We start from the raw sequence: 26,680 nt of genomic DNA, 5'->3' as shown, positions 1-26,680 counted from the left end.
CCATGACCACGACTACTGCCCCTCAGCGTATTCGAGAAATTCCCTATAACTATACTTCTTATACCGACCGCGAAATCGTCATCCGACTGTTGGGCAACGAAGCGTGGCAAATTCTGCAAGACCTGCGCGGTCAACGCAAAACAGGACGTTCAGCACGAATGCTGTTTGAAGTATTGGGCGATATTTGGGTGGTCGTGCGCAATCCGTATCTAGTCGATGACTTGCTGGAGCACCCAAAACGCCGCGCCGCGTTGGTACGCGAAATGCGCCACCGCTTAAATGAAATCCGCAAACGCCGCGACGATAATCGGCAAGTGGATGTCTTGGTTGCCGCAGCAGAAAAAGCAGTCGAGCATTTTGATAGCAGTTTTGATGAAACCAGCCAAAAACGCCATCAGATTTTGGAACGCTTAAGCAAAATCACCAAGCCGCACAACATCATGTTTGACGGCTTGGCTCGCGTAACGCACGTTACCGATGCGACCGACTGGCGCGTGGAGTATCCATTTGTCGTCGTCAATCCTGATACCGAGGCAGAGATCGCGCCTTTAGTGCGCGCCTTAATCGAGTTGGACTTAGTTATTATCCCGCGCGGCGGCGGTACGGGTTATACCGGCGGCGCAGTACCTTTGGACGCAAACAGCGCAGTCATCAATACCGAAAAACTCGACAAGCATCGCGGCGTCGAATACGTTGAGCTGGCAGGCTTGGACGGCAGACATCCGATTATCCATTGCGGCGCAGGCGTAGTAACCCGCCGGGTAGAAGAAACCGCGCATCAGGCAGGTTTAGTGTTCGCCGTTGATCCGACTTCCGCCGATGCGTCTTGCGTGGGCGGTAATGTGGCGATGAACGCAGGCGGTAAAAAAGCCGTGCTGTGGGGTACTGCCTTGGACAACCTCGCCTACTGGAACATGGTCAATCCTCAAGGCGAATGGTTGCGTATTGAACGCGTGCGCCACAATTTCGGCAAAATCCACGACGAAGAAATCGCCGTGTTTGACGTACATACGCTGGATTCAGACGGCCGCAATATCGTCAATACCAAACGTTTGGAAATCCCCGGCCACAAATTCCGCAAAGTCGGTTTGGGCAAAGACGTTACCGACAAATTCTTGAGCGGCCTGCCCGGCGTACAAAAAGAAGGCACGGACGGCATCATCACCAGCGTTGCTTTCGTGTTACATAAAATGCCGAAATACACGCGCACTGTGTGTATGGAATTTTTCGGTACGGTCGCCACCGCCACGCCGTCCATTGTCGAAATCCGCGACTTCTTGCTTACCCATGAAAGCGTACGGCTGGCGGGTTTGGAGCATTTAGACTGGCGTTACGTCCGCGCTGTCGGTTATGCCACCAAAGCAGCAGGCAAAGGGCGGCCGAAAATGGTCTTGCTGGCAGACGTGGTTTCCGACGACGAAACCGCCGTACAGGCAGCCGCCGAACACATCTGCGAACTCGCCCGCGCCCGCGACGGCGAAGGCTTTATCGCCATATCTCCCGAAGCCCGCAAAACCTTCTGGCTTGACCGCAGCCGCACCGCCGCCATAGCCAAACACACCAACGCCTTTAAAATCAATGAAGACGTGGTAATCCCACTCGAAAGACTCGGTGAGTATTCAGACGGCATCGAACGCATCAACATTGAGCTTTCCATCCAAAACAAGCTCAAACTCTGTGCCGCCTTGGAGCAATATCTGTCCGGCAAACTCCCCATCGACAAAATGGGAACAGACCTGCCAACCGCCGAACTATTGGGCGAACGCGGCAAACACGCCCTAGCCCACGTTTCCGCTGTCAAAGCGCGTTGGGAATGGTTGCTTGCTAACTTGGATGCGCCACTTGCCGACTATAAAGCTCGCTATGGCGCAGCCGTCCATGCCGCTCCCGAAGCCAAAGACAATGAAAGCTGCTTTATTGCCTTCCGCGATTTCCGCCTGCGCGTGTCTGTCAAAGCAGACGTAATGAAGCCTCTTTCTGAAATTTTCAGCGGCAAAACCGATACCAAAATTATCCAAGGCTTGGGCAAAATCCATGCCAAAACCGTACGCAGCCGCGTCTTTGTCGCCCTGCATATGCACGCCGGCGACGGTAACGTTCATACCAATATTCCGGTTAACTCAGACGATGCCGAAATGCTTCAGACGGCCTACCGTTCTGTAGAACGCATCATGAAAATCGCCCGTTCGCTCGGCGGCGTAATTTCCGGCGAACACGGCATCGGCATTACCAAGCTCGAATTTTTGACCGATGAAGATTTGCAACCGTTTTGGAACTACAAAAACCAAGTCGATCCCAAACACACCTTCAACCGTCACAAACTGATGAAAGGCTCGGACCTGCGCAACGCCTATACGCCGTCCTTCGAGCTTTTGGGAGCGGAATCGCTGATTATGGAAAAATCAGACCTCGGCACCATCGCTGATTCCGTCAAAGACTGTCTGCGCTGCGGCAAATGTAAACCCGTTTGCTCTACTCACGTTCCGCGTGCCAACCTGCTGTACAGTCCCCGCAACAAAATCCTCGGCGTAGGCTTGCTGACCGAAGCCTTCTTATACGAAGAACAAACCCGTCGCGGCGTTTCCATCAAACATTTTGAAGAACTGATGGACATCGGCGACCACTGCACCGTGTGCCACCGCTGCGTTAAACCTTGCCCTGTCAACATCGACTTTGGCGACGTTACCGTAGCCGTCCGTAACTACCTTGCCGATTCCGGCCACAAACGCTTTGCGCCTGCGGCTTCAATGGGCATGGCATTTTTGAACGCCACAGGCCCAAAAACCATCAAAGCTCTTCGTGCCGCCATGATACAGACCGGCTTCCCAGCGCAAAACTTTGCCTACAAAATCGGCAAACTTCTTCCGATTGGCACTAAAAAGCAAAAAGCCGAACCGAAATCCACCGTCGGTACCGCCTCAATCAAAGAACAGGTTATCCATTTCATCAACCGTCCTTTGCCCAAAAGCGTGCCCGCCAAAACACCGCGCTCCATGCTCGGCATAGAAGACGACAAAAGCATCCCCATCATCCGCAATCCCGCCGCGCCCGAAGATGCCGAAGCTGTGTTCTACTTCCCCGGCTGCGGCTCTGAGCGCTTGTTCAGCCAAATCGGGCTTGCCGTTCAAGCCATGCTTTGGCATGTCGGCGTACAAACCGTCCTGCCACCCGGCTATATGTGTTGCGGCTATCCACAAGACGCAGGCGGCAATAAGGCTAAAGCCGAAGAAATGAGCACCAACAACCGCGTGGCTTTCCACCGTATGGCAAACACCCTCAACTACCTCGACATTAAGACCGTCGTCGTCAGTTGCGGTACCTGCTATGACCAACTGGAAAAATACCGTTTTGAAGAAATCTTCCCAGGCTGCCGTATCATCGATATCCACGAATATCTGCTTGAAAAAGGGGTGCAACTAAACGGCGTGAAAGGTCAGCAATACCTCTACCACGACCCTTGCCATACCCCGATTAAAACTATGAACGCCACCCAAATGGCCAGCAGCCTGATGGGACAGAAAGTCGTCTTAAGCGACCGCTGTTGCGGCGAGTCCGGTATGTTTGCCGTCAAACGACCAGACATTGCCACTCAGGTCAAGTTCCGCAAACAAGAGGAAATTGAGAAAAACCTCAAAGAGCTGCCGCAGGGCGAACCTGTCAAAATGCTTACCTCCTGCCCAGCCTGCCTGCAAGGCTTGAGCCGCTACGCCGACGACAACAATATGCCTGCAGACTACATCGTCATCGAAATGGCAAAACACATCCTCGGCGAAAACTGGCTGGATGAGTTTGTGAAAAAAGCCAATAACGGCGGTGTAGAAAAAGTATTGCTCTAAGGACTTAGACAAAAACTTTTGGATGTAATAAAGGCCGTCTGAAAATCTTTCAGACGGCCTTTTTATTCAAAAGAATCAAAATACAATAATCAAATCAAATGCCTTTACAAATAGCGATGCTACACCAGCAGTATTTAATAAAAAATAAAACCTGAGGCTTTTATCCCTCAGGTTTTATTTTCAAGTCTTATGCTTTTTCTTGCTGACGTTTTCTTTCTGCCATCATCTCATGCAATGTTTGCTTGGCAGGTTTCATCGGAACATGGTTATTGGTCCAGCTTAACTGCTTGCTTGGCGTCAATGCACGGAATTTGGTAGCAGCCCAGCCGAATGCTCGATAAGCTTTACTGCCGCTGAAAATACCGTTAAACGTACGCCATGCCATTTGTTCGCCGAAAGTATGCGATGCACCTTGACCACGGATAGGATGAGGAACGGTTTCGGTTGGCGAACGTTGCGCTTCAACACGCAGACGTTGCATTTGTTCGGTAATCGGAATACGTACCGGACAAACCTCAACACAGGCGCCACACATGGTACACGCAGTCGGCAGATCGCGTGTTGCATCCAAGCCTAACAAATGTGGAGAGATAATCTCGCCAATCGGACCAGGATAAGTCGTACCGTAAGCCGCGCCACCGATACGGGTATAAACCGGACAGTGGTTCATACACGCACCGCAACGGATACATTGCAAGGTACGGCGCATTTGATCTTCTGCATACGCTTGGCTACGGCCGTTATCAAGCAGTACCAAGTGCATTTCTTGAGGGCCGTCCAGCTCTTCGCTACGGCGAGGGCCGGTAATCATATTGAAATAAGTGGTAATGTTCTGACCGATGGCGGAGCGTGGCAGCAGGCTGTACAAAGGCGGAACATCCGACAGCTTCGCAACCACTTTTTCAATACCGGTAATGGCGATGTGCACAGGCGGTACAGTGGTACTCAAGCGGCCGTTGCCTTCGTTTTCAACCAGACACAAAGTACCCGTTTCCGCAACGGCAAAGTTCACACCGCTCAAACCAACATCGGCAGTGCTGTAAATATCGCGCAATGCTTTACGGGCAAATCCGGTTAGCTGATCTACATCGTCTGTCAAAGGCGTGCCAAGGTTTTGATGGAAAAGCTCGCTAACCTGCTCTTTGGTCTTGTGAATGGCAGGCATCACGATATGGGTTGGTTTCTCGCCAGCCATTTGAACGATAAACTCGCCTAAGTCGCTCTCAACTGCTTTGATGCCTTGGTCTTGCAGATAATGGTTCAGCTCAATCTCTTCGCTGACCATAGATTTGCCTTTCACCATCAGCTTACCGTTTTTATCGGTAATGATGTTGTGAATGATTTGGCAGGCTTCGGCAGGTGTTTCCGCCCAGTGGACTTTAACGCCTAACTTGGTCAGGTTTTCTTCCAGTTGTTCCAATAATGCAGGCAATTTGGACAACGAACGTTGACGGACATGCTCACACAAATCACGCAGGCTTTGCAGCTCTTCTTCATCTGTCAAAACGGCTTTGCGCTTGGTCATCAGCATATCCATCGCCGTGCGCAAGCTTTTACGCAGAGGCTTGTCTTGCAAAGAAATCGCGGCGTTTTGCTTGAATGTTTCCGGCTTCATATGGAATTTAATGGTTTGGGAACTCATGCTTTTTCCTCCAACTTGGCAGGGGAAATGTAATCAGGCAGAACGGCCAAAACCACCAAATCGCGCGGGCCGTGTGCACCATAGGCCAAAGTCAATTGAATATCGGCAGTCTTAGACGGGCCGGAAATCAAAATAACGTTGGTAGGCATGCCTTTTTCTACCAGTTTTTCGCCTTCAACAGCATTATGGAATTCGTTGTACATTTTGCTGGTGTCAAACAGGCAGAAATGCACAGGCGGAACCAAACTCAGGCTGCGCGGCTCGACAGGGCTGGACTCCAGCATAATCGTACCGGTACGGGCAATACCGCATTTAGAGCCGCTAAATCCAGCCTCAATATCGGCAAAAAATTCATTTTTCCAGTCGTCGATTTTTCGCTCAAAACCGCGCGGTTCAATATTGGTATCGGCCAAAGCTGCACGAGCCAGCTGACCATGTTCCGTTTCCAATGGAAGCAGAATGTTTTTCAAGCCTTTGCCTTCGGCTGCTTGGCAAAATACTTGCGGCCAGTTGGTTTTAGTAACCCAATAGATTTCAGTTTTGACGGCACGCATGGCAGCCGCCCAATGTTTCAAGCGTTCGACATCGTTTGCCCAAGAAACACCCATTTCACGGTAATAATCGAAAACCGGCGGTTCTTCCATCGGCAAGGCATCGGCTTTTTTCAATTTCGCTAAAATATTTTCGCGCGCGCTCATGCTTTACCTCCGGTACGTTCCAACAGGAAAGATGCAATATGTTTCGGACGTGGCATATTGGGTTCGTCTTTGGCAATTTTGCCGCCAATATTCATCATGCAGCCACAGTCCGCGCTAATGATTTCAGTTGCGCCTGTTTCTTTCAGTGCTGCAACTTTGTCGGTTACCATCGCGCCGGAAATATCGGCTTGTTTTACAGAGAATGTACCGCCAAAACCGCAGCATTCACTTTCATGGTCGTGAACGATACGTTCAACATTTTCCATGCCGTCAATCAGCTGCCAGCCTGACAAATGGACATTCATCTCGCGACGTGCCGCGCAGGAAGTATGAACGGCCACTTTAACCGGCTCGCCTTTATCTTCAGGTTTGTAACCAATCGCCAGCAGGAAGTGGGTAAATTCAATGATACGATTGGCGCAATCAATGGCTTTTTGTTCGTACTCGGTGCCTTTGAACAAAGTCGGCCAGTGGTGTTTCATCATGCCGCCGCAAGAACCAGAAGGCACGACAATCGGCCAATTTTCAGGGAATAAATCCAGTTGCGCTTTGGCAACATCAAAGGCTTCTTTAGGATGACCTGACGAATAGGCCGGTTGACCACAGCAGCTTTGCTCCATCGGATAATGGATACGGATGCCCTGTTGTTCGATTAAAGTGATGGCATCCATGCCTGCTTCGGGCATGAAAAGGTCAAGAACGCAAGTACCGAAGAAATAAGCATCGGTTGGCTTGCTGTCGAATACGGTGATTTGTGGTGGTTTGATTGCGCTCATTTTTTTGGAACGGGACAACCCGTTTTCTTGTGTAAAAATAAGATGGGTACTTTAAGTAATTGCTTGTAATGGGTCAAGTCTAATTTTAAAAAATAATATTAAAAAAGCATGACAAACCAGACAAACACCTTTTCCTTATTAACTTGATAATCTACATAATAACCACTATCAATAAGAAAACTGATGGATTCATTTTTTAATAAATGAAACTCGTACATTCCTTCCCTCTTCAAAACACAATCACTGCCTCTTTATAGAATTTTGATTTACATCAGAAGTCATGAACTTAATCTCTATGACACGTTTTTAGATGAAACAAGCAATCCGCTATGCTGTAAATATGTTTCAGACGGCCATATTGGAATAAAAAGATATCTAAGACAATAAAAATAAAAGTTTTTCTCACAAGACTCAGGCCGTCTGAAAGATAAGTTCGTCAAAAGGCCTCTTTCCATCTGCTTAATCCTACTTTTAATCAAAATCAAACACTTGAAAAATCATCGTTCCTAACCTTGAAAACCCTTTGCACACTCAAGCACTTCCAGTATCATTGAGACAGTTTCTTGACGCAAAATTACAGTCTTAGCCGCCCACAATCGGCATGGATTTGCAAAAGAAGTGAAACCAAGCTTCAAAACAATTTCACCTTAATTTCGGAGTAGGCATTATGTTGACCCAGACTCAACAGGTTGATTTGACCTTGCATCACCTTAAAGAACGCACCCTATCGATATATACTCCCGAACAGCGTGCAAGCATCGAGGCATCTGAAGACTGGAAACAGTTTGACAGACGGCTTGAAGAACACTTTCCAAAACTGATGCACGAGCTGGACAACGTTTACAACAACAACGAAGCCGTCCTCCCCATGTTGGAGCAACTGATTGCCCAAGCATGGCAAAGCTATTCCCAACGCAACGCATCTTTAAAAGATATCGATATCGCGCGCGAAAACGATCCTGACTGGATTTTGTCCAACAAACAGGTCGGCGGCGTGTGCTACGTCGATTTGTTCGCAGGCGATCTGCAAGGTTTGAAAGCCAAAATCCCTTATTTCCAAGAATTGGGCCTAACCTATCTGCACCTGATGCCCCTGTTTAAATGTCCTGAAGGCAAAAGCGACGGCGGCTATGCGGTCAGCAGCTACCGCGATGTCAATCCGGCTTTGGGTACGATAGACGACTTACGCGATGTCATTGCCGCTTTGCACGAAGCAGGCATTTCCGCCGTTATCGATTTCATCTTCAACCACACTTCCAACGAACACGAATGGGCAAAACGCTGCGCCGCCGGCGATCCGCTCTACGACAATTTCTACTACATTTTCCCTGACCGTTGGATGCCCAACCAATACGACCGCACCCTGCGTGAAATCTTCCCCGACCAACACCCGGGCGGCTTCTCCCAACTGGAAGACGGACGCTGGGTATGGACAACGTTCAATTCTTTCCAATGGGACTTGAATTACAGCAACCCATGGGTATTCCGTGCCATGGCAGGCGAAATGATGTTCCTTGCCAACTTGGGCGTTGATATTCTGCGCATGGACGCCGTTGCCTTTATTTGGAAGCAAATGGGCACAAGCTGCGAAAACCTGCCTCAGGCACACGCTCTGATTCGCGCGTTTAACTCTGTAATGCGTATCGCAGCGCCAGCCGTATTCTTCAAATCGGAAGCCATCGTCCACCCTGACCAAGTTGTCCAATACATCAGCCAAGACGAATGTCAAATCGGCTACAACCCTCTGCAAATGGCATTGTTGTGGAACACCCTCGCCACACGCGAAGTCAACTTGCTCCATCAAGCACTGACCTACCGTCACAACCTGCCCGACCACACGGCATGGGTTAACTACGTCCGTAGCCATGACGACATCGGCTGGACGTTTGCCGATGAGGACGCATGGCAGTTCGGTATTCACGGCTACGACCACCGACAATTCCTCAACCGCTTCTTCGTCAACCATTTTGACGGCAGCTTCGCGCGCGGCGTCCCCTTCCAATACAATCCAAGCACAGGCGACTGCCGTGTCAGCGGTACAGCAGCAGCTTTGGTCGGCTTGGCGCAAAACGATCCATATGCCGTTGAGCGCATTAAACTTTTGTACAGCATTGCTTTGAGTACCGGCGGCCTACCGCTGATTTACCTAGGCGACGAAGTCGGTACGCTCAATGACGATGATTGGTCGCAAGACAGCAATAAGAGCGATGACAGCCGCTGGGTACACCGTCCTCGTTACAATGAGGAGTTGTACAACCAACGCCATGACAGCTCGACCACTGCCGGTCAAATCTTCCAAGGTTTACGCCATATGATTTCCATCCGCCAAAGCAATCCGCGCTTTGACGGCGGCAGGTTGGTTACCTTCAATACCAACAACAAACACATCATCGGCTATATGCGCAACAACGCGCTTTTGGCATTCGGCAACTTCAGCGAACATGCGCAAACCATTAGTGCGCACACCCTGCAGGCCATGCCGTTTAAAGCGCACGATTTGATCAGCGGTCAAACCGTTTCTCTGAATCAGGATTTGGTCCTGCAACCCTATCAAGTCATGTGGCTTGAAATTGCATAAGCTGAATTTTTTATACATCATTCAAGGCCGTCTGAACAAATCAGCATTCAGACGGCCTTTTAAGGCATTAAGATGTATTTTGTATTTTGGGTAGTTTCGCTTAGAATGCATGCTTTAATACCAAATGACACACTTAAAGTCAGGAGTAAAAATCCATGTTGAAAAAATTCGTACTCGGTACCATCGTTGCAGTAGTTTTGGCTGCTTGCGGCGGAGAAGGCAGCAACTCAGCTTCTTCTGCTCCAGCACAATCCGGTTCGGCCGCCGGCTCACTGATTGAGCGTATCAACAACAAAGGTACCATCACTGTCGGTACGGAAGGCACTTACGCACCATTCACCTACCACGACAAAGACGGCAAATTAACCGGCTACGATGTCGAAGTAACCCGCGCAGTTGCCGACAAACTGGGCATCAAAGTTGAATTTAAAGAAACACAATGGGACTCCATGATGGCAGGTTTGAAAGCCGGCCGTTTTGACGTGGTTGCCAACCAAGTCGGCCTGACCAGCCCTGAGCGTCAAGCGACTTTTGATAAATCCGAGCCTTACAGCTGGAGCGGTGCCGTATTGGTTGCCCGTAAAGACAGCAACATCAAATCTATCAACGACATCAAAGGCGTGAAAACCGCACAATCCCTGACCAGTAACTATGGCGAAAAAGCCAAAGCTGCAGGCGCAGATTTGGTGGCTGTTGATGGTTTGGCGCAATCGTTGACCCTGATTGAACAAAAACGTGCCGACGCAACCCTGAACGACGAATTGGCGGTATTGGATTACCTGAAGAAAAACCCAAATGCCGGTGTAAAAATCGTTTGGTCTGCCCCGGCTGACGAAAAAGTCGGCTCCGGCTTGATTGTCAATAAAGGCAATGATGAAGCATTGGCTAAATTCAGCACAGCCATGACTGAACTGAAAGCCGACGGCACGCTGAAAAAACTGGGTGAACAATTCTTCGGAAAAGACATCAGTGTTAAATAATTTCCTTGCCTCTCTGCCGTTTATGACGGAAACACGTGCTGATATGCTCATCAGCGCGTTTTGGCCCATGGTTAAAGCCGGCTTCGCAGTGTCTTTGCCTTTGGCGATCGCTTCTTTCGTTATCGGCATGATTATTGCCGTAGCCGTTGCTTTGGTGCGAATCATGCCCTCCGGCGGCATTTTCCAAAAATGCTTGCTGAAGCTGGTGGAATTTTATATTTCCGTCATTCGCGGTACGCCGCTTTTGGTGCAGTTGGTCATCGTATTCTATGGTTTGCCTTCCGTCGGCATCTATATCGATCCGATTCCTGCCGCTATCATCGGCTTTTCGCTCAACGTCGGCGCATACGCTTCCGAAACCATACGCGCGGCAATTTTGTCCGTACCTAAAGGCCAATGGGAAGCAGGTTTCTCTATCGGTATGACCTATATGCAGACTTTCCGCCGCATTGTCGCACCGCAGGCATTCCGCGTTGCCGTACCACCTTTAAGCAACGAGTTTATCGGCCTGTTCAAAAACACCTCGCTTGCCGCAGTGGTAACGGTAACCGAGCTTTTCCGTGTTGCCCAAGAGACAGCAAACCGTACTTATGACTTTTTGCCCGTTTATATCGAAGCCGCATTGGTTTATTGGTGTTTCTGCAAAGTGCTGTTTTTGATTCAGGCGCGTTTGGAAAAACGTTTCGACCGCTATGTCGCCAAATAAGGAGTTGTCATGATTAAAATCCGCAATATCCATAAGACCTTTGGCGAAAATACCATTTTGCGCGGCATCGATTTGGATGTCGGCAAAGGACAGGTGGTTGTTATCCTAGGCCCGTCCGGCTCAGGTAAAACCACGTTTTTGCGCTGTTTAAATGCTTTGGAAATGCCAGAACAAGGTCAGATCGAGTTTGACAACGCGCAGCCGTTAAGCATCGATTTTTCCAAAAAACCAAGCAAACACGATATTTTGGCACTGCGCCGCAAGTCCGGCATGGTGTTTCAACAATACAACCTCTTTCCGCACAAAACTGCGTTGGAAAATGTTATGGAAGGGCCGGTTGCCGTACAAGGTAAGCCTGTCGCCAAAGCGCGTGAAGAGGCTGTCAAATTGCTTAAAAAAGTCGGTTTGGGCGATAAAATTGACCTCTACCCCTACCAGCTTTCCGGCGGTCAACAGCAGCGTGTCGGCATTGCCCGAGCATTGGCGATTCAGCCTGAACTGATGCTGTTTGACGAGCCGACTTCCGCGCTTGACCCTGAATTGGTGCAAGATGTTTTGGATACCATGAAGGAGTTGGCACAAGAAGGCTGGACCATGGTTGTCGTTACGCATGAAATCAAATTTGCCTTGGAAGTGGCAACCACCGTTGTCGTGATGGACGGCGGCGTTATTGTCGAACAAGGCAGCCCGCAAGATTTGTTCAATCATCCCAAACATGAGCGGACACAAAAATTCCTGCGCCAAATCCGTGCGGACAATGGCGATCTTCAAATTTAATTGAAACGACAGACAATTTGAAAGCCTTTCCGACCGTCATTTCATAAAGGCCGTCTGAATAAGTGAAATAGAAATCGTTGATTTCGTTTTCATACTTGTTCAGACGGCCTTTTATATGTCTTTTCAGGTAAAATAACGCCTTTCGTTTTACACCCTCTTGCCTGCCATCATGATAGAAATCAAAAAACTCACCCTGCAACGCGGTTTGAAAGTCCTGCTCGATAAAGCCGATGCCGTAATCAACCCCGGCCAACGCGTTGGTTTAATCGGTAAAAACGGTACGGGCAAATCCAGCCTGTTTGCGCTGATAAAAGGTGAAATCACACAAGATGGCGGCGAAATTCTTATTCCCAAAACATGGCGTCTGGCTTCTGTCTCTCAAGAAACGCCTGATTTAGATATTTCCGCTTTAGACTACGTTTTGCAAGGCGATGCCGAATTGCAGGCTTTTCAGACGGCCTTGACCCATGCAGAAGCGCAAAACGACGGCATGAGGCAAGCCGAATATCACGCCAAACTTGAAGAAATCGATGCCTATACCGCGCCGGCACGCGCCGCCAAACTGCTTAACGGCTTAGGTTTTGCGCAAGAAGAACATACCCGCCCCGTCAAATCCTTCTCCGGCGGCTGGCGTATGCGCCTCAACCTTGCCCAAGCGCTGATTTGTCGTGCCGATTTGTTGCTTTTGGACGAACCGACCAACCATTTGGATTTAGAAACCGTGTTGTGGCTGGAAAACCATCTCGCTTCCCTGCCCTGTACGCAAATCATCATCTCCCATGACCGCGACTTCTTGAATGCCACCACAACACAAACCATCGAACTGTCGCAACAAAAACTGACCCAATACGGCGGCAATTACGATTTCTATCAAGCCGAACGCGCCCAACGTCTGGCGCAACAACAAGCCGCCTACGTCAAACAGCAGGCGCAAATCAAACATCTGCAATCCTTTATCGACCGTTTCAAAGCCAAAGCCACAAAGGCCGTACAAGCCCAAAGCCGCATGAAGGCATTAGCCAAACTTGAGCGCATCGCCCCTGCGCATTTGGATAGCGAGTTTTCCTTTGAGTTTGCCAATCCGACCCACCTGCCCAATCCATTGTTAAAACTCGACCATGCCGACTTGGGCTATGGCAACAATACCGTTTTGCACGATATCACCTTGTCTCTGGAAAGCGGCGCACGTTACGGCCTGTTGGGCGTTAACGGCAGCGGTAAATCCACATTTATCAAAGCATTGGCAGGAAAAATCGATTTACTTTCCGGCAGCATCGTCCGCTCCGAAAAGCTCAATATCGGCTATTTTGCCCAGCACCAACTGGATACCTTACGTGCAGACCAAAGTCCGGTTTGGCATATCCAACAGCTTTCGCCCGAAGTCCGCGAACAGGAAATCCGCAACTTTTTAGGTGGTTTCAACTTTGTCGGCGATATGGCGGTTCAAAAGACCGAGCCTTTTTCGGGCGGTGAAAAAGCGCGGCTCGCCCTTGCCATGATTATCTGGCAAAAACCTAATCTGCTGCTGCTTGACGAACCGACCAACCACCTAGACTTGGATATGCGCCACGCCCTGACACTTGCCCTGCAAAGTTTCCAAGGCGCATTGATTGTTGTTTCGCACGACCGCAGCCTGCTTGAAGCGACTACCGACAGCTTCCTCCTTATCGACAAAGGCCGTCTGAACAACTTTGACGGCGATTTGAACGACTACCGTCAATGGCGGTTGGCACAAGAAAACGCTGCAACGGCCCCCGCCGCATCTGCACAAAGCCAAAGCCGCAAGGACACCAAGCGTATCGAGGCACAAATTCGTCAGGAAAAAGCCAAACGCAGCAAACCGATTCAGCAAAAAATCGACAAAGCCGAAAAAGAAATCGCACGATTGACTGATATTCAGACGGCCTGTGAAGCATTTTTGGCACAAGAATCTGCTTATTCAGAAGAAAATAAACCCAAATTGCAAGAGACACTCGCACAATTAACAGAAACTAAAGTAAAATTAACGCAACTGGAAGAAAACTGGCTGCAATGGCAGGAAGAGCTTGAGCAAATCCAAGTTGATGTCGAAGCCGAGTTTTCCCAATAAAAATAGAGCCATCAGGCCGTCTGAAAAAAAACACAATACGGAAAAACATGACTTCAACCATCAAACAAGCCGGATACTTCCTCGTATCCTCTTTCGTCTTGGGCATTTCTCTTCACGCAGCCGCCGCAGTTTATTCCTGCGGCAACGGCAGCTATACTTCCGAACCCAAATCCTCCTGCGCACAGGCCGAATTGCCTAAAATCAGCGGCCATCAAGGCAGCGGTTACCACCTCAACATCCGCAGCCTCAATGCCTCTGATGAACGCGCAAGTGCAAAGCCTAAGAAAAAGGCACGCGCGGAAAAATCCGATAAACAAGAGAAAAAAGCCGACAAACCGAGCAAAAACAAGAACGGTAAAAAAGCTAAAAAACAGCAGCCCATGCCGTCTGAACAAGAATAAAATGCTCAACTGCAACGAATCAGCCCTACCTGAATCATGAAAAAATATCTGCTTACCCTATCCCTGCTGCCGCTTGCTGTTTTCAACAGCCAAGCCCACGCCGCAAAAATCTACACCTGCGAAGTCAACGGCTCGATTGTCTATACCTCGCGCCCAAGCGGAAACTGCCAAGCCGTCAACGACTTGCCGATTGTCGGCAAATACAGCAGCAGCCGATACGATGCCCCGGTTAGCGATGCGCCTACACTCAATGCGCCGACATCACAAACTGCTCCGGCAAAAAGCAAAAATACAGCGGCAAAATCCAACAATAAGGCAACACCCAAACCTGCCCCTGTCCGCACCGCTTCTGAAACAGCTCCTCCTCCGGTTCCAAAATCCTCCGGCGTCAACAGTCGCCGTTCTATTTTGGAAACCGAGTTATCCAATGAACGCGCGGCTTTGGCCGATGCCAAAAAGCAACTGAGCCAAGCACGGACAGCCAAAGGCGGCAGCGTCAATCAACAGGCCATCAGCACATTGCAAGGTGCGGTTTTGGATAGGGAGAAAAATATTCAAGCCCTCCAGCGCGAACTGGGCAGAATGTAAGTCCAAATCAATCAAAACATCAGGCCGTCTGAACAGGTGGAAACGAAATCCAAAATTTTCGTCACGCCGAACAGACGGCCTGAATCCTAAAATGATTACGCCCGTTTCAATTTCTTGTGCCTAGTAAATACGGTATAATTTGCCCTTTACGCACATTACCTCCGGTCTTTTCAGACGGCCTTTATCTCATGACTGCAAAATCTTCTAAAACCCAAACAAAAAAACGCGTCTCTACCAAACCGGCAGCCAAACCGACCACACGCAAATCCACTAAAGCACAAACTCAAGCCGACAATAAAGTCTCCCAACGCCTGAAAGCCGCCAAAGAGCTGCAAAAAAACGAAGAAAAAAAAGCGCGTCCCGAGCATGTCGTCAACTTGATTAATGATGCTTTATGGCTGTTTGGCTTGGTTATCACCATTTATCTGGCCATTTCCCTGGCCAGCTTCAGCATGGACGATCCTGCATGGTCGCGCAGCGTTCCCAAAAGCAATGATGTTGCCAACCTCGGCGGCCTCTTTGGCTCCTATCTTTCCGATGTTGGATATTATCTGTTCGGCTTATCGTTTTGGTGGTGGATAGCCGCCTCTTGCGTTTTCCTCTACAAAAATTTCCGCCCCATGAAAAAGCAGGAAAACCACAAGCCCTACAATCATGGCGTAGCCGCTTTGGCATTGTTTCTCCTGCTGGTGTGCAGCCCGATTATCGAACACTTCCTGTTTGACAACGCATTAAGCGAATCCCTTCCCGTTGGCGCCGGCGGCTTGGTCGGCTTACTTGCGGGCTCAGGCTTGGCTTGGCTGTTGGGCAAATCAGGCAGCCTGTTGATTATGCTGGTGATGTTGCTGTTGTCCATTTCCCTGCTGGCTCAGGTGTCATGGTTGGAAGTCATGGCCAAATCCGGCAGCCATATGGGCGGCCTGTTTGGCAGCCTAATGAAAAAACTGTCTCAATTCCAAAATAAAAAAGAAGATGTCCACTCCGAAGCTTTGGAAACCCAAAATACGCGCCGCATGGTTAAAGAGGCCAAAACCATTACCGCCACCCCGGTTGCTCCGTTGGCAGGCAGCAGCAGCAACCGCAAAACCGTTGCCGTATCCGTTGCGCCGCCCCCTAAAATCCAAACTTCCCTGTTTGACGATACCGAGCCTAAAAACAACGGCGAATACCACAAACCCAACATGAACCTGTTGCGTATGCCGTCTAAAGAACCGGTTGCCGTCAATCCGGATGAATTGCAACAGACCGCAGAATTAATTGAAGCCAAACTGGCTGAATTTGGCATTGGCGTACAGGTTGTTTCCGCCACTTCCGGCCCTGTGATTACCCGCTACGAAATCGAACCGGCACAAGGTGTCAAAGGCAGCCAAATTGTCGCCCTGTCCAAAGATTTGGCGCGCTCAATGTCTCTGCAAGCGGTACGTATCGTAGAAACCATTGCCGGTAAAAACACCATGGGCATCGAATTACCCAATGAGAAACGCCAAGACGTGATGTTGAGTGAGATCCTCTCTTCTCCCGTGTTTACCGATGCCAAGTCCAAACTGACCGTTGCTTTGGGTAAAGATATTGCAGGTACGCCCATTGTCGGCGACTTGGCAAAAATGCCTCATCTTTTGGTCGCAGGTATGACCGGATCGGGTAAATCCGTCGGCGTGAACGGCATGATTATGTCCATGCTCTTCAAAGCCTCGCCCGACGAAGTCCGCTTCATTATGATTGACCCGAAAATGCTGGAATTGAGCATTTACGACGGCATTCCACACCTGCTCTGCCCGGTTGTAACCGATATGCGCGAGGCAGGGCAAGCGTTAAACTGGTGCGTTGCCGAAATGGAAAAACGCTATCGCCTGCTTTCCCATGCCGGCGTGCGCAATCTGGACGGCTTCAACCAAAAAGTCGAACAGGCCAAAGCGGCAGGCAAGCCATTACTCAATCCGTTCAGCTTAAATCCCGATGATCCCGAGCCTCTGGAAAAACTGCCGTTGATTGTAGTCGTTATCGATGAGTTGGCTGACTTGATGATGACCGAACGCAAATCCGTCGAGCAGCAAATCGCACGCCTTGCCCAAAAAGCGCGTGCAGCAGGCATACACATGATTGTCGCCACCCAACGCCCAAGCGTTGATGTGGTTACCGGCCTGATTAAAGCCAACATTCCGACACGCATGGCCTTTACCGTACAAAGCAAAATCGACAGCCGCACCATTCTTGACCAAATGGGTGCGGACGAATTACTCAAATACGGCGACTCATTATTCCTGCAACCGGGTAGCGCAGAACCGACACGCCTGCAAGGTGCGTTTGTTTCCGATGATGAAGTGCATCAGGTCGTCAATTTCGTCAAAGAACAGGCTCCAACCAATTATGTGGAAGGTCTGCTCAGTGGCGAAGCGGCCATCGAAACCACCAATATTGTCAATCCGAATGCAAACAGCGATGAGCTATTCGATCAAGCCGTTGCCTTCGTATTGGAAAGCCGGAAAACTTCCATCTCCGCACTGCAACGCCAATTACGCATCGGCTACAACCGTGCCGCCAATTTGGTAGATGCGCTTGAAAATGCCGGAGTTCTCTCTCCGGCAGACATCAACGGCAGCCGACGGATTCTGGCTCAAAAAGACCAGCTGTAAAAAACAACAATATCGAAACGCAAAGGCCGTCTGAAAAGAATTCCCCACTTTTCAGACGGCCTTTTTATGTTATTCATGAAACATTGTGTTATACTAAGCAGCTAAATTTTGACCTTATGCACGCTTCCGAAATTCTTCGGAATACTGAGCAGAAGGATAACCGTTTAAACACAACAAATTTAAGGGCTTACGATGAGCGTAACTGTTGAAACTTTAGAAAATCTGGAACGCAAAGTAGTATTGTCTCTGCCTTGGTCCAAAATCAACGCAGAAACTGAGAAAAAACTGAAACAAACCCAACGCCGCGCAAAAATTGACGGCTTCCGTCCGGGTAAAGCACCGTTCAAAATGATTGCCCAAATATACGGCGCAAGCGCACAAAACGACGTTATCAACGAATTGGTACAACGCGAATTCTACGAAGTTGCCGTTGCCCAAGAATTGAAAGTTGCCGGTTACCCACGCTTTGAAGGCGTTGAAGAACAAGACGATCAAGAGTCTTTCAAAGTTGCCGCTATTTTTGAAGTTTTCCCTGAAGTAACTATTGGTGACCTGTCTGCCCAAGAAGTAGAAAAAGTTACTGCAACCGTTGGCGATGCCGAAGTTGACCAAACTGTAGAAATTCTGCGTAAACAACGCACCCGCTTCAACCATGTTGACCGCGAAGCCCAAAACGGCGACCGCGTCATCATCGACTTTGAAGGCAAAATCGACGGCGAACCTTTCGCTGGCGGCGCGTCTAAAAACTACGCTTTCGTATTGGGCGCAGGTCAAATGTTGCCTGAATTCGAAGCCGGTGTTGTCGGCATGAAAGCCGGTGAAAGCAAAGATGTTACCGTAAACTTCCCTGAAGACTACCACGGTAAAGATGTTGCCGGTAAATCTGCCGTATTCACCATCACTCTGAACAACGTTTCTGAAGCTACTTTGCCTGAAGTTAACGCTGACTTTGCTAAAGCTCTGGGTATTGAAGACGGCGACGTTGCCAAAATGCGTGAAGAAGTGAAGAAAAACGTCGGCCGCGAAGTTGAACGTCGCATCGGTGAACAAACCAAAGAATCTGTCATGAACGCCCTGCTCAAAGCGACTGACTTGCAAGTTCCTGTTGCTTTGGTCAACGAAGAAGCGGCCCGCTTGGCAAACGAAATGAAACAAAACTTCGTTAACCAAGGTATGGCTGACGCTGCCAACTTGGATCTGCCTTTGGATATGTTCAAAGAACAAGCAGAACGCCGCGTTGCCTTGGGTCTGATTTTGGCTAAATTGGTTGAAGAAAACAAACTTGAGCCAACTGAAGACCAAATCAAAGCCGTTGTTGCCAACTTCGCAGAAAGCTACGAAGATCCTCAAGAAGTTATCGACTGGTACTACGCAGAGCCTTCCCGCCTGCAAGGCCCGACTTCTTTGGCAGTAGAAAGCAACGTTGTTGATTTCGTTCTGAGCAAAGCTAAAGTAACCGAAAAAGCGCTGTCTTTTGACGAAGTAATGGGCGCACAAGCTTAATTGCTCCAAGGCCGTCTGAAACAGACAATCAAAAGCACCGAAGCGCTTTAAATGCTTTGGTGCTTTTCCAACATTAACAGGAGACAAAAATGTCCTTCGATTTCAATAATTACCTTGTCCCTACCGTTATCGAACAAAGCGGTCGCGGCGAGCGCGCATTCGACATCTACTCACGCCTTTTGAAAGAGCGCATCGTTTTCTTGATCGGCCCGGTGACAGACGAATCTGCCAACTTGGTTGTTGCGCAATTACTGTTCTTGGAAAGTGAAAACCCTGATAAAGATATCTTCTTCTATATCAACTCTCCGGGCGGTTCGGTTACTGCCGGTATGTCGATTTACGACACCATGAACTTCATCAAGCCTCATGTTTCTACTTTATGCTTGGGCCAAGCGGCAAGCATGGGAGCATTCCTGTTGTCCGCAGGCGAAAAAGGCAAACGCTTTGCCCTGCCAAACAGCCGCATCATGATTCACCAACCGCTCATCAGCGGCGGCTTGGCCGGTCAGGCTTCCGATATTGAAATTCACGCTAAAGAGCTGCTGAAAATCAAAGAGAAACTGAACCGCTTACTCGCCAAACATTGTGATCGCGATTTGGCCGACTTGGAACGCGATACCGACCGCGACAATTATATGTCTGCCGATGAAGCTAAAGAATATGGTTTGATTGACCAAGTTTTGGAAAACCGCGCCTCTCTGCAAGCCTAATCTTTATAGTTTTTAAATCAAAAGGCCGTCTGAAAAATATATATTCAGACGGCCTTTCTTCAATCTTACTTCGCGTTGTCTTTATTATTCACTTGAACCGGATACAGCAAAATCAAAGGATTGGCTTTCACTTGACTCCAGAAACTCTTCAGCAGATTACGCATACTGCCCAAACGCGTGCCTCGAGAACGGAGCGCAACGGCCAAAGCTAAAGAAAAGCTGACCACCAGATTCACCATACCGATTGCCAATACACTTGCCAAGCCAAGCATAAAAGTGAATATATCTGCATGACCGCTAATCGCGGCATAACCCAAATTTGCCGAAGAAAACGCCACATGGCGAATATCCAGCGGCAAGCCGAAAAGATGGCCGAAATAGCCGGTCATCCCCAAAAGCATACCGAAAATAAAATTGCCCATAAGCGAGCCGTAATGCTTATGAATATAAGCGGCCAAACGGCGGCGCGGCTGCGGACGCATGATTTTTCGTAAAAACGGATTAAACGGCAGGCGCTGACGCAGGTTCAGATAATCAGAACGGTTGTCAAAGAAGCCGGCAATAATCCCCGAGCAAAACAACCATACACCGGCAATAGCGGCATACCATAAGGTCGGCTGAGTAAAAATCTCAATAGATTTAAGCTGGTAGGCTGTAACCGCCTCATTCAACAAAGGCTGGCCATGCGTGTAAGCATAGCCCCAAGCGATCCCCGCCGCCAACAATACGGCAATCGATACATTGCCAAACACGGCAACACTTTGCGAACGACACACGTCAATCAGCAGTTTTGCCAATTTGTTGTCCACTGCTTTGCTGCCTTCATTTGAGTCCACCTGCTCGGCAAAGCTCGCCGCCGTCATAGCAGGCTGTTTGGTCGCAACGGTACAGTGCAGCATATGAATCAGCATAAAGCCTAAGCCGTAGTTAAGCCCGGCAAGGAATGAAGTAGTAAACTCGCCGAATCCCAAAGACGCAATATGGATTTTATTCAATGCCATCAAAGCAATAATTACACCGCCACCTGCTGCAGAATAAAACATTTTGAAATATTCACTACGGTTGCGCGTAATGTAATGCTCACCATGATGGCTTTTGTTTTCCGTAATACTGCGTGCCAGCATTCGGATACTGCTTTTACGCAAGTGGCTGGTGCTGTATTGCTCCACCGCCGCATAAATCATCGCATTCATCAGATTGATGGTTAAGCGGGTGCGGCTGCCGGTTTCAATTTGAATATTGGTCAACAGTTTCAGACGGCTGATAGTTTGCTGCAAACGCTCCAGCAAGTGCGCCACTTTCACTGATGAGCCAGACCCTGCTCCTGTACCACGACGACGCAGATACTCAATTTGCTTGTCGCACTGGTCAAACATGACCTCCAAGTGCGCCGTGTCGTAAGTTTCTTCACTGTGGCGATAGTGTTCTACCAATTTTGCAATTTCACGTTGTAAGGCAACAAATGCCGAATCTGCCTCCAACAAACGGGGGGCAATCCGTATTAAATCCGGCTCAATCGCTTCGGAAGCAATCCAAATAGACAGCATTTCTACTGCACGCAAACGGGCATCTGCCAACTGTCGGCTGGCCGTCTGAAGCAAAGTAGGATCCGCCTTACCCTGCAACAACTCATACATACTCAACCATTGGCGCAAACTCAAAGTTTGCAACCATTTATCATCGTTTTTCGAATGAAAAAGATATAAAAATACTTCGCGCAGATTGGAAAAGTCTTTATAAGACGGGCTGAAACGTTCGTAAATCCGTATGCCCATCTCCCGAGTAAAACTATGGCGCGAGAAAATACCCAGCTTAATCAGCGCAGGATAGATGTGAACTTTGGACAGCCAGGCATAGAAGCGCAGGCTGAATTGACGGCATAAAGCATCGTCTTGTTTTAAAGTAGATAAAATCAAATCGAAACGTTCGGAAGCCTGTTTTTTGCCTCCTCTGCGCAAAAATTTGATTAATGCATTGAGAATAAGAACAAAGTCGGTATCATTTAAGCGCTCCGACAAAATAATGTGAAGATTTTGATTAGTCAGTTTTTGCATTGTAGTATTATTACACAAAATGAGATATTTAGCAAGAACCTCGGCAAACAGGTCAGATTATATCGCATTCTTTGTCAACCTATAGAACAAGATTTTCAATTAATATTCTCTAGAATTCAATGAATAATCAAATTACATAACAAATATATGATGTGAATCAATAACTAAGAAAGGCCGTCTGAATTCTTTCAGACGGCCTTTTACAACAACATACTACATTGTTTTAACCTTATGCAAACAAGAGCTTACCATCCTCTTCTTTAACATGGATTGTGCTATCAGGTGCATATTTACCTTCAAGTAATGCTTTTGCCAGCGTATTTTCGATTTCTGACTGGATGGCGCGTTTGAGCGGACGGGCACCATACACAGGATCAAAACCGGCTTCGGCAATCAGATCCAAGGCAGCATCATCGACTTTCAGATGCAGATGTTGTGCTTCCAAACGTTTCTCCAAACCTTTAAGCTGGATTTTCGCAATGCTGCGGATATTGGCCTGATCCAAACCATGGAACACGACTACTTCGTCAATACGGTTGATCATTTCAGGACGGAAATGTTCTTTCACATCCTCCATCACAACTTCTTTCACCGCTTCGTAGTCCTGAGTACCCATTTGTTGGATATGTTGGCTACCGATGTTGGAAGTCATGACGATAACAGTATTTTTAAAGTCCACAGTGCGGCCTTGTCCATCGGTCAGGCGACCGTCATCCAATACTTGCAACAGGATGTTGAACACGTCTGGATGGGCTTTTTCCACTTCATCCAAAAGAATCACACTGTATGGTTTGCGGCGGACTTGCTCAGTCAGGTAACCGCCTTCTTCGTAGCCGACATAGCCCGGAGGCGCGCCGATTAAGCGGGCAACAGCATGTTTTTCCATGTATTCGGACATATCGATACGAATCAAATGATCTTCGCTGTCGAACAGGAAACCTGCCAATGCCTTACACAATTCGGTCTTACCCACACCAGTCGGGCCTAAGAACAGGAAGCTGCCATAAGGTTTATTCGGATCGGCCAAACCGGAACGGCTGCGGCGGATAGCGTCGGACACGGCACGCACGGCTTCGTCTTGACCAACCACGCGGCGGTGCAATACTTCTTCCATCTTCAGCAGCTTATCGCGTTCACCTTCCATCATTTTGGACACAGGGATACCGGTCATACGGGAAACGATTTCGGCCACTTCGTCCGCACCAACTTCGGTACGGAAGAGTTTGTTTTGTTTTTTGCCGTCGGGGTTACTTTCCGCAGCTTGCAACTGTGCGCCCAATTTAGGCAACTCACCGTATTCGAGTTCGGACGCACGGGCAAAATCGCCTTGACGTTTGGCCTGCTCGATTTTGACTTTGATGTCGTCCATCTGTTTTTTGATGTCGGCGGTGCTGGAAGAGGCGGCTTTTTCTGCTTTCCAGATTTCGTCCAAATCGGCGTATTCTTTTTGCAAGCCGTCGATTTCTTCGTCTATCAATTCCAGACGTTTCTTGCTGGCATCATCGCTTTCTTTGGCAACGTGCATTTTCTCCATTTTGAGCTGGATAATGCGACGGTCAAGTTTATCCATTTGCTCAGGTTTGCTGTCCAACTCCATTTTGATGCGGCTGGCTGCTTCATCGATCAAATCAATCGCTTTATCAGGCAGGAAGCGGTCGGTAATATAACGGTCGCTCAACTCCGCTGCGGCAACGATAGCAGGGTCGGTAATATCGATACCGTGGTGGATTTCATAACGCTCTTGCAAACCGCGTAAAATAGCGATGGTATCCTCCACGCTTGGCTCGCCAACCAATACTTTTTGGAAACGGCGTTCGAGTGCCGCGTCTTTTTCGATGTATTGACGGTATTCATCCAAAGTGGTCGCACCGATACAGTGCAATTCGCCGCGCGCCAAAGCCGGTTTCAACATATTGCCCGCATCCATTGCGCCGTCGGTTTTGCCCGCGCCGACCAAAGTATGGATTTCATCAATGAAAATCAGAGTGTTACCGTCATCTTTAGCCAAGTCGTTCAACACGCCTTTCAAGCGTTCTTCAAATTCGCCACGGTATTTCGCGCCGGCAATCAAAGCCGCCAAATCCAAAACCAGCAGGCGTTTGTTACGCAGGGATTCAGGCACTTCGCCGTTAACAATACGTTGCGCCAAACCTTCAACAATAGCGGTTTTACCCACACCAGGCTCACCAATCAGCACAGGGTTGTTTTTGGTACGGCGTTGCAATACCTGAATTGCACGACGAATTTCATCATCACGACCAATAACAGGGTCGAGCTTGCCGTCTCGGGCGCGTTGAGTCAGGTCGAGTGTGTATTTTTTCAAAGCATCGCGTTGGTCTTCGGCATTCGCATCGTTCACGTTTTGTCCTCCTCGTACCGCATCGATCGCGGCATTGATATTTTGTTCGGTCGCACCGGCTTCTTTCAGGATTTTGCCGGTCGCATCGTTCTGTTGTACCAAGGCAAGCAGGAAAAGTTCGCTGGCGATATAGGCATCGCCGCGTTTGGTTGCAGCCTTATCCATCAGGTTTAACACAGCTTGCAGCTCACGGCTAGGCATAATGTCGCCACCTTGACCGGATACTTTTGGCAAGCTGCTCAAATGTTGCTGCAAACGTTGTTTTACTTGAGGCACATTCACACCTGCATGAGCAAGTAACGCAGCGGCACCACTGTTTTGATCGTCAAGCAACGCTTTTAAGATAAAGCCGGCCTCAAGGTAGCTGCTGTCCGCAACCAAAGCCAAACTTTGACCTTCTTGCAAAGCTTGCTGAAATTTGGCAGTCAATTTATCAAATCTCATTTTAAGTTCCTCTTCAAATATATTCTGTTAGAGCCTATATAAGCGCAAATGTGGATAACTCAATAGCTATTTACTCCATTAACCAAAAATTTTTATTACCTTATTGTTTTATAAAGTTTTATTTTTATAATTTTATGTGTATAACTTTATTATCCAGTTACCCTTTACTCAAAAGGCCGTCTGAAAAATCAAGAATAATCAGGTATAATCGGCACCATATTTATTTTCAGACGGCCTTTGTGCCGAAGGATACTTTCATGAGCAAAAAACGAGTTTTAACAGGCGTTACCACAACAGGTATTCCACACTTGGGCAACTATGTCGGTGCCATCCGCCCGGCTATCCGCGCAGCACAAGATTCCAATACCGAATCATTCCTCTTTTTGGCCGACTATCACGGCATCATCAAATGTCATGAGCCAGAAATGATTCATCAATCTACTCAAGCTGTTGCCGCCACATGGCTCGCCTGCGGACTCAACCCTGAACAGACCACTTTCTACCGTCAAAGCGATATTCCCGAAGTAATGGAGTTGAACTGGATTCTGACCTGTATCACCGCAAAAGGCCTGATGAACCGCGCCCACGCTTATAAAGCCGCAGTACAGGCAAATACCGAAAACGGTCAGGAAGATCCGGATCATGGCGTGGAAATGGGCCTGTACAGCTACCCTATCCTCATGACTGCCGACATTCTTATGTTCAATGCCCATGAAGTACCGGTCGGTCGCGACCAAATCCAACACGTTGAAATGGCTCGCGATATTGCCGGCCGCTTCAACCACCGCTTCCAAGAACTCTTCACCCTGCCAGAAGTGAAAATCGACGAAAATGTCGAACTCTTGGTCGGCTTGGACGGACGCAAAATGTCCAAATCCTACGGCAACACCATTCCGCTTTGGGAAAACGACAAGAAGACCCAAAAATCGGTTAACAAAATCATCACCAATATGAAAGAACCCGGCGAGCCGAAACAGACTGATGAAAGTCCTCTGTTTGAAATCTACAAAGCCTTCTCCACGCCGTCTGAAACTGCCGAGTTCACGCAAATGCTGGCCGAAGGCCTTGCTTGGGGTGAGGCTAAGAAACTCTTGGGTACAAAAATCAATGCCGAACTCGCAGAACCCCGCGAGCGTTACAATGAGTTAACAGCCAAACCCTCTCAAATTGAAGACATTTTGCAGGCCGGCGCACAAAAAGCGCGTAAAGAAGCACGCGAATTGTTGGATAAAGTACGCGATGCAGTAGGTATTCGTCCGTTGAAATAATAATAGTAAGGCCGTCTGAATATTTCAGACGGCCATAATATCGTTTATCATTTGAAATATAATCGTTTTCTAGGGTTTCTCATATGAAAAAAACCTTCCCCCTTATCTTACTCAGCCTGTCTTTGGCTGCCTGCGGCGGTAAATCTGAAGATACTGTAGCCAATGATGCTGCTTCAGGCAAAGCACCCAAGCCTACCTTCAAAGTTAAATATATCGATGAACAAGCCATATCCGGTTTGGATTTGGGTACAGCACAAGAAGGCGAAACCAAAGAAGGCAAAAAACAACGTACCTACCCGATTAACGGCATAGAGGGTGGTGTCATTAATCTGATTGGCAAGCACCCTACCGACTTAGAAGTCATCAGCGGCCAATGCATGGAAAAAAATGAAAAAGGTGTTCCAGCCGGCTGGTCAGCCAACGGCGTCTGCCACACTGCCTTTGCAAAAATGGTGGACAATATTGCCCAAGACGGCAGCAAGCTGACTGACTATTTGATTTCACACGCTGCTTTACAGCCTTATACCGAAGGCAAAAGCGGTTATGCTGCCGTCCAAAACGGCCGCTATATTTTAGAAATTGACAGCGAAGGCATGTTCTATTTCCGCCGCCGTCATTACTAAACCCCTGACCATCCT

At 48.6% G+C, this 26,680-nt stretch carries 17 protein-coding genes and 2 pseudogenes; 14 read left to right on the top strand and 5 right to left on the bottom strand.

The genetic code is table 11. From position 1 onward, the window contains the following. Positions 1-2: 2 nt before the first annotated feature. Positions 3-3,836 (top strand): DUF3683 domain-containing protein, encoded by a 3,834-nt coding sequence (locus ACTHTK_RS00435; protein WP_440378216.1) that lies wholly within the window; start codon positions 3-5, stop codon positions 3,834-3,836. A 187-nt stretch (positions 3,837-4,023) separates the two neighbouring features. Here ACTHTK_RS00435 and ACTHTK_RS00430 read toward each other — a convergent pair whose 3' ends face one another. From ACTHTK_RS00430 to ACTHTK_RS00420, 3 genes are read right to left on the bottom strand one after another with little or no spacing between them, the layout of a single operon-like run. Next, positions 4,024-5,478, bottom strand: coding sequence for a LutB/LldF family L-lactate oxidation iron-sulfur protein (locus tag ACTHTK_RS00430; RefSeq protein WP_049333852.1), 1,455 nt, complete (start codon positions 5,476-5,478; stop codon positions 4,024-4,026). Beyond that, on the bottom strand, positions 5,475-6,176 hold the full coding sequence (locus ACTHTK_RS00425) for a LutC/YkgG family protein (protein ID WP_371492925.1): 702 nt from the start codon (positions 6,174-6,176) through the stop codon (positions 5,475-5,477). Before ACTHTK_RS00425 ends, ACTHTK_RS00430 begins: the two co-directional genes overlap by 4 nt. Then, on the bottom strand, positions 6,173-6,952 hold the full coding sequence (locus ACTHTK_RS00420; protein WP_049323225.1) for a (Fe-S)-binding protein: 780 nt from the start codon (positions 6,950-6,952) through the stop codon (positions 6,173-6,175). The genes ACTHTK_RS00425 and ACTHTK_RS00420 overlap by 4 nt, the downstream gene beginning before the upstream one ends. A gap of 667 nt (positions 6,953-7,619) precedes the next feature. On the opposite strand from ACTHTK_RS00420, the gene ACTHTK_RS00415 reads away from it, so the two are divergent. The 11 genes and pseudogenes from ACTHTK_RS00415 to clpP all read left to right on the top strand — a co-directional run bounded on the left by ACTHTK_RS00415 (position 7,620) and on the right by clpP (position 19,917). Further along, positions 7,620-9,530, top strand: a complete 1,911-nt coding sequence (locus tag ACTHTK_RS00415; RefSeq protein WP_371492924.1) for an alpha-amylase family protein — start codon at positions 7,620-7,622, stop codon at positions 9,528-9,530. Between the two features lie 155 nt (positions 9,531-9,685). Further along, positions 9,686-10,510, top strand: coding sequence for an amino acid ABC transporter substrate-binding protein (locus ACTHTK_RS00410; RefSeq protein ID WP_440378215.1), 825 nt, complete (start codon positions 9,686-9,688; stop codon positions 10,508-10,510). Further along, on the top strand, positions 10,500-11,216 hold the full coding sequence (locus tag ACTHTK_RS00405) for an amino acid ABC transporter permease (protein ID WP_049336124.1): 717 nt from the start codon (positions 10,500-10,502) through the stop codon (positions 11,214-11,216). The genes ACTHTK_RS00410 and ACTHTK_RS00405 overlap by 11 nt, the downstream gene beginning before the upstream one ends. Before the next feature lie 9 nt (positions 11,217-11,225). Further along, positions 11,226-11,993 carry an amino acid ABC transporter ATP-binding protein gene (locus ACTHTK_RS00400; protein ID WP_070826255.1) on the top strand — a complete coding sequence of 256 codons (768 nt, stop codon included), beginning with the start codon at positions 11,226-11,228 and terminating at the stop codon, positions 11,991-11,993. Positions 11,994-12,162: 169 nt separating this feature from the next. After that, a complete protein-coding gene (locus ACTHTK_RS00395; protein ID WP_107723215.1) occupies positions 12,163-14,082 on the top strand; it encodes an ATP-binding cassette domain-containing protein in 1,920 nt (639 codons plus the stop codon). 47 nt (positions 14,083-14,129) lie between these two features. Continuing rightward, positions 14,130-14,483, top strand: a complete 354-nt coding sequence (locus ACTHTK_RS00390) for a nucleolar protein (protein ID WP_070826253.1) — start codon at positions 14,130-14,132, stop codon at positions 14,481-14,483. Between the two features lie 36 nt (positions 14,484-14,519). After that, positions 14,520-15,071 carry a hypothetical protein gene (locus ACTHTK_RS00385; RefSeq protein WP_070765493.1) on the top strand — a complete coding sequence of 184 codons (552 nt, stop codon included), beginning with the start codon at positions 14,520-14,522 and terminating at the stop codon, positions 15,069-15,071. Between the two features lie 188 nt (positions 15,072-15,259). Continuing rightward, positions 15,260-15,962: pseudogene (locus ACTHTK_RS00380) on the top strand (DNA translocase FtsK 4TM domain-containing protein); the annotation flags it as partial. Positions 15,963-16,063: 101 nt separating this feature from the next. Beyond that, positions 16,064-17,704, top strand: a pseudogene (locus tag ACTHTK_RS00375) (DNA translocase FtsK); the annotation flags it as partial. 192 nt (positions 17,705-17,896) lie between these two features. Continuing rightward, on the top strand, positions 17,897-19,207 hold the full coding sequence (gene tig / locus ACTHTK_RS00370; protein WP_440378214.1) for a trigger factor: 1,311 nt from the start codon (positions 17,897-17,899) through the stop codon (positions 19,205-19,207). A gap of 89 nt (positions 19,208-19,296) precedes the next feature. Beyond that, complete coding sequence (gene clpP / locus ACTHTK_RS00365; protein ID WP_003683589.1) at positions 19,297-19,917, top strand: ATP-dependent Clp endopeptidase proteolytic subunit ClpP; 621 nt, start codon at positions 19,297-19,299, stop codon at positions 19,915-19,917. Positions 19,918-19,982: 65 nt separating this feature from the next. Here clpP and ACTHTK_RS00360 read toward each other — a convergent pair whose 3' ends face one another. Together ACTHTK_RS00360 and clpB are read right to left on the bottom strand one after the other, a co-directional pair. Further along, entirely contained in the window at positions 19,983-21,971 is a 1,989-nt protein-coding gene (locus ACTHTK_RS00360; protein ID WP_107723212.1) for a site-specific recombinase, read from the bottom strand. A gap of 229 nt (positions 21,972-22,200) precedes the next feature. Continuing rightward, positions 22,201-24,774: an ATP-dependent chaperone ClpB gene (gene clpB / locus ACTHTK_RS00355; RefSeq protein ID WP_107723211.1), complete on the bottom strand. Its 2,574-nt coding sequence runs from the start codon at positions 24,772-24,774 to the stop codon at positions 22,201-22,203. A 257-nt stretch (positions 24,775-25,031) separates the two neighbouring features. Here clpB and trpS point away from each other — a divergent pair, with 257 nt between their 5' ends. Both trpS and ACTHTK_RS00345 read left to right on the top strand, forming a co-directional pair. Beyond that, entirely contained in the window at positions 25,032-26,042 is a 1,011-nt protein-coding gene (gene trpS / locus ACTHTK_RS00350; protein WP_107723210.1) for a tryptophan--tRNA ligase, read from the top strand. Between the two features lie 83 nt (positions 26,043-26,125). Then, positions 26,126-26,665 (top strand): hypothetical protein, encoded by a 540-nt coding sequence (locus tag ACTHTK_RS00345; protein ID WP_107723209.1) that lies wholly within the window; start codon positions 26,126-26,128, stop codon positions 26,663-26,665. The last annotated feature ends 15 nt before the right edge of the window (positions 26,666-26,680 follow it).

The sequence above is a fragment of the Neisseria sp. P0006.S009 genome (assembly GCF_051962915.1).
Classification (GTDB): Bacteria; Pseudomonadota; Gammaproteobacteria; order Burkholderiales; family Neisseriaceae; genus Neisseria; species Neisseria subflava_E.
The sequence above is the reverse complement of the archived record's forward strand: the minus strand, read 5'-3'. Positions and strand labels throughout refer to the sequence as shown.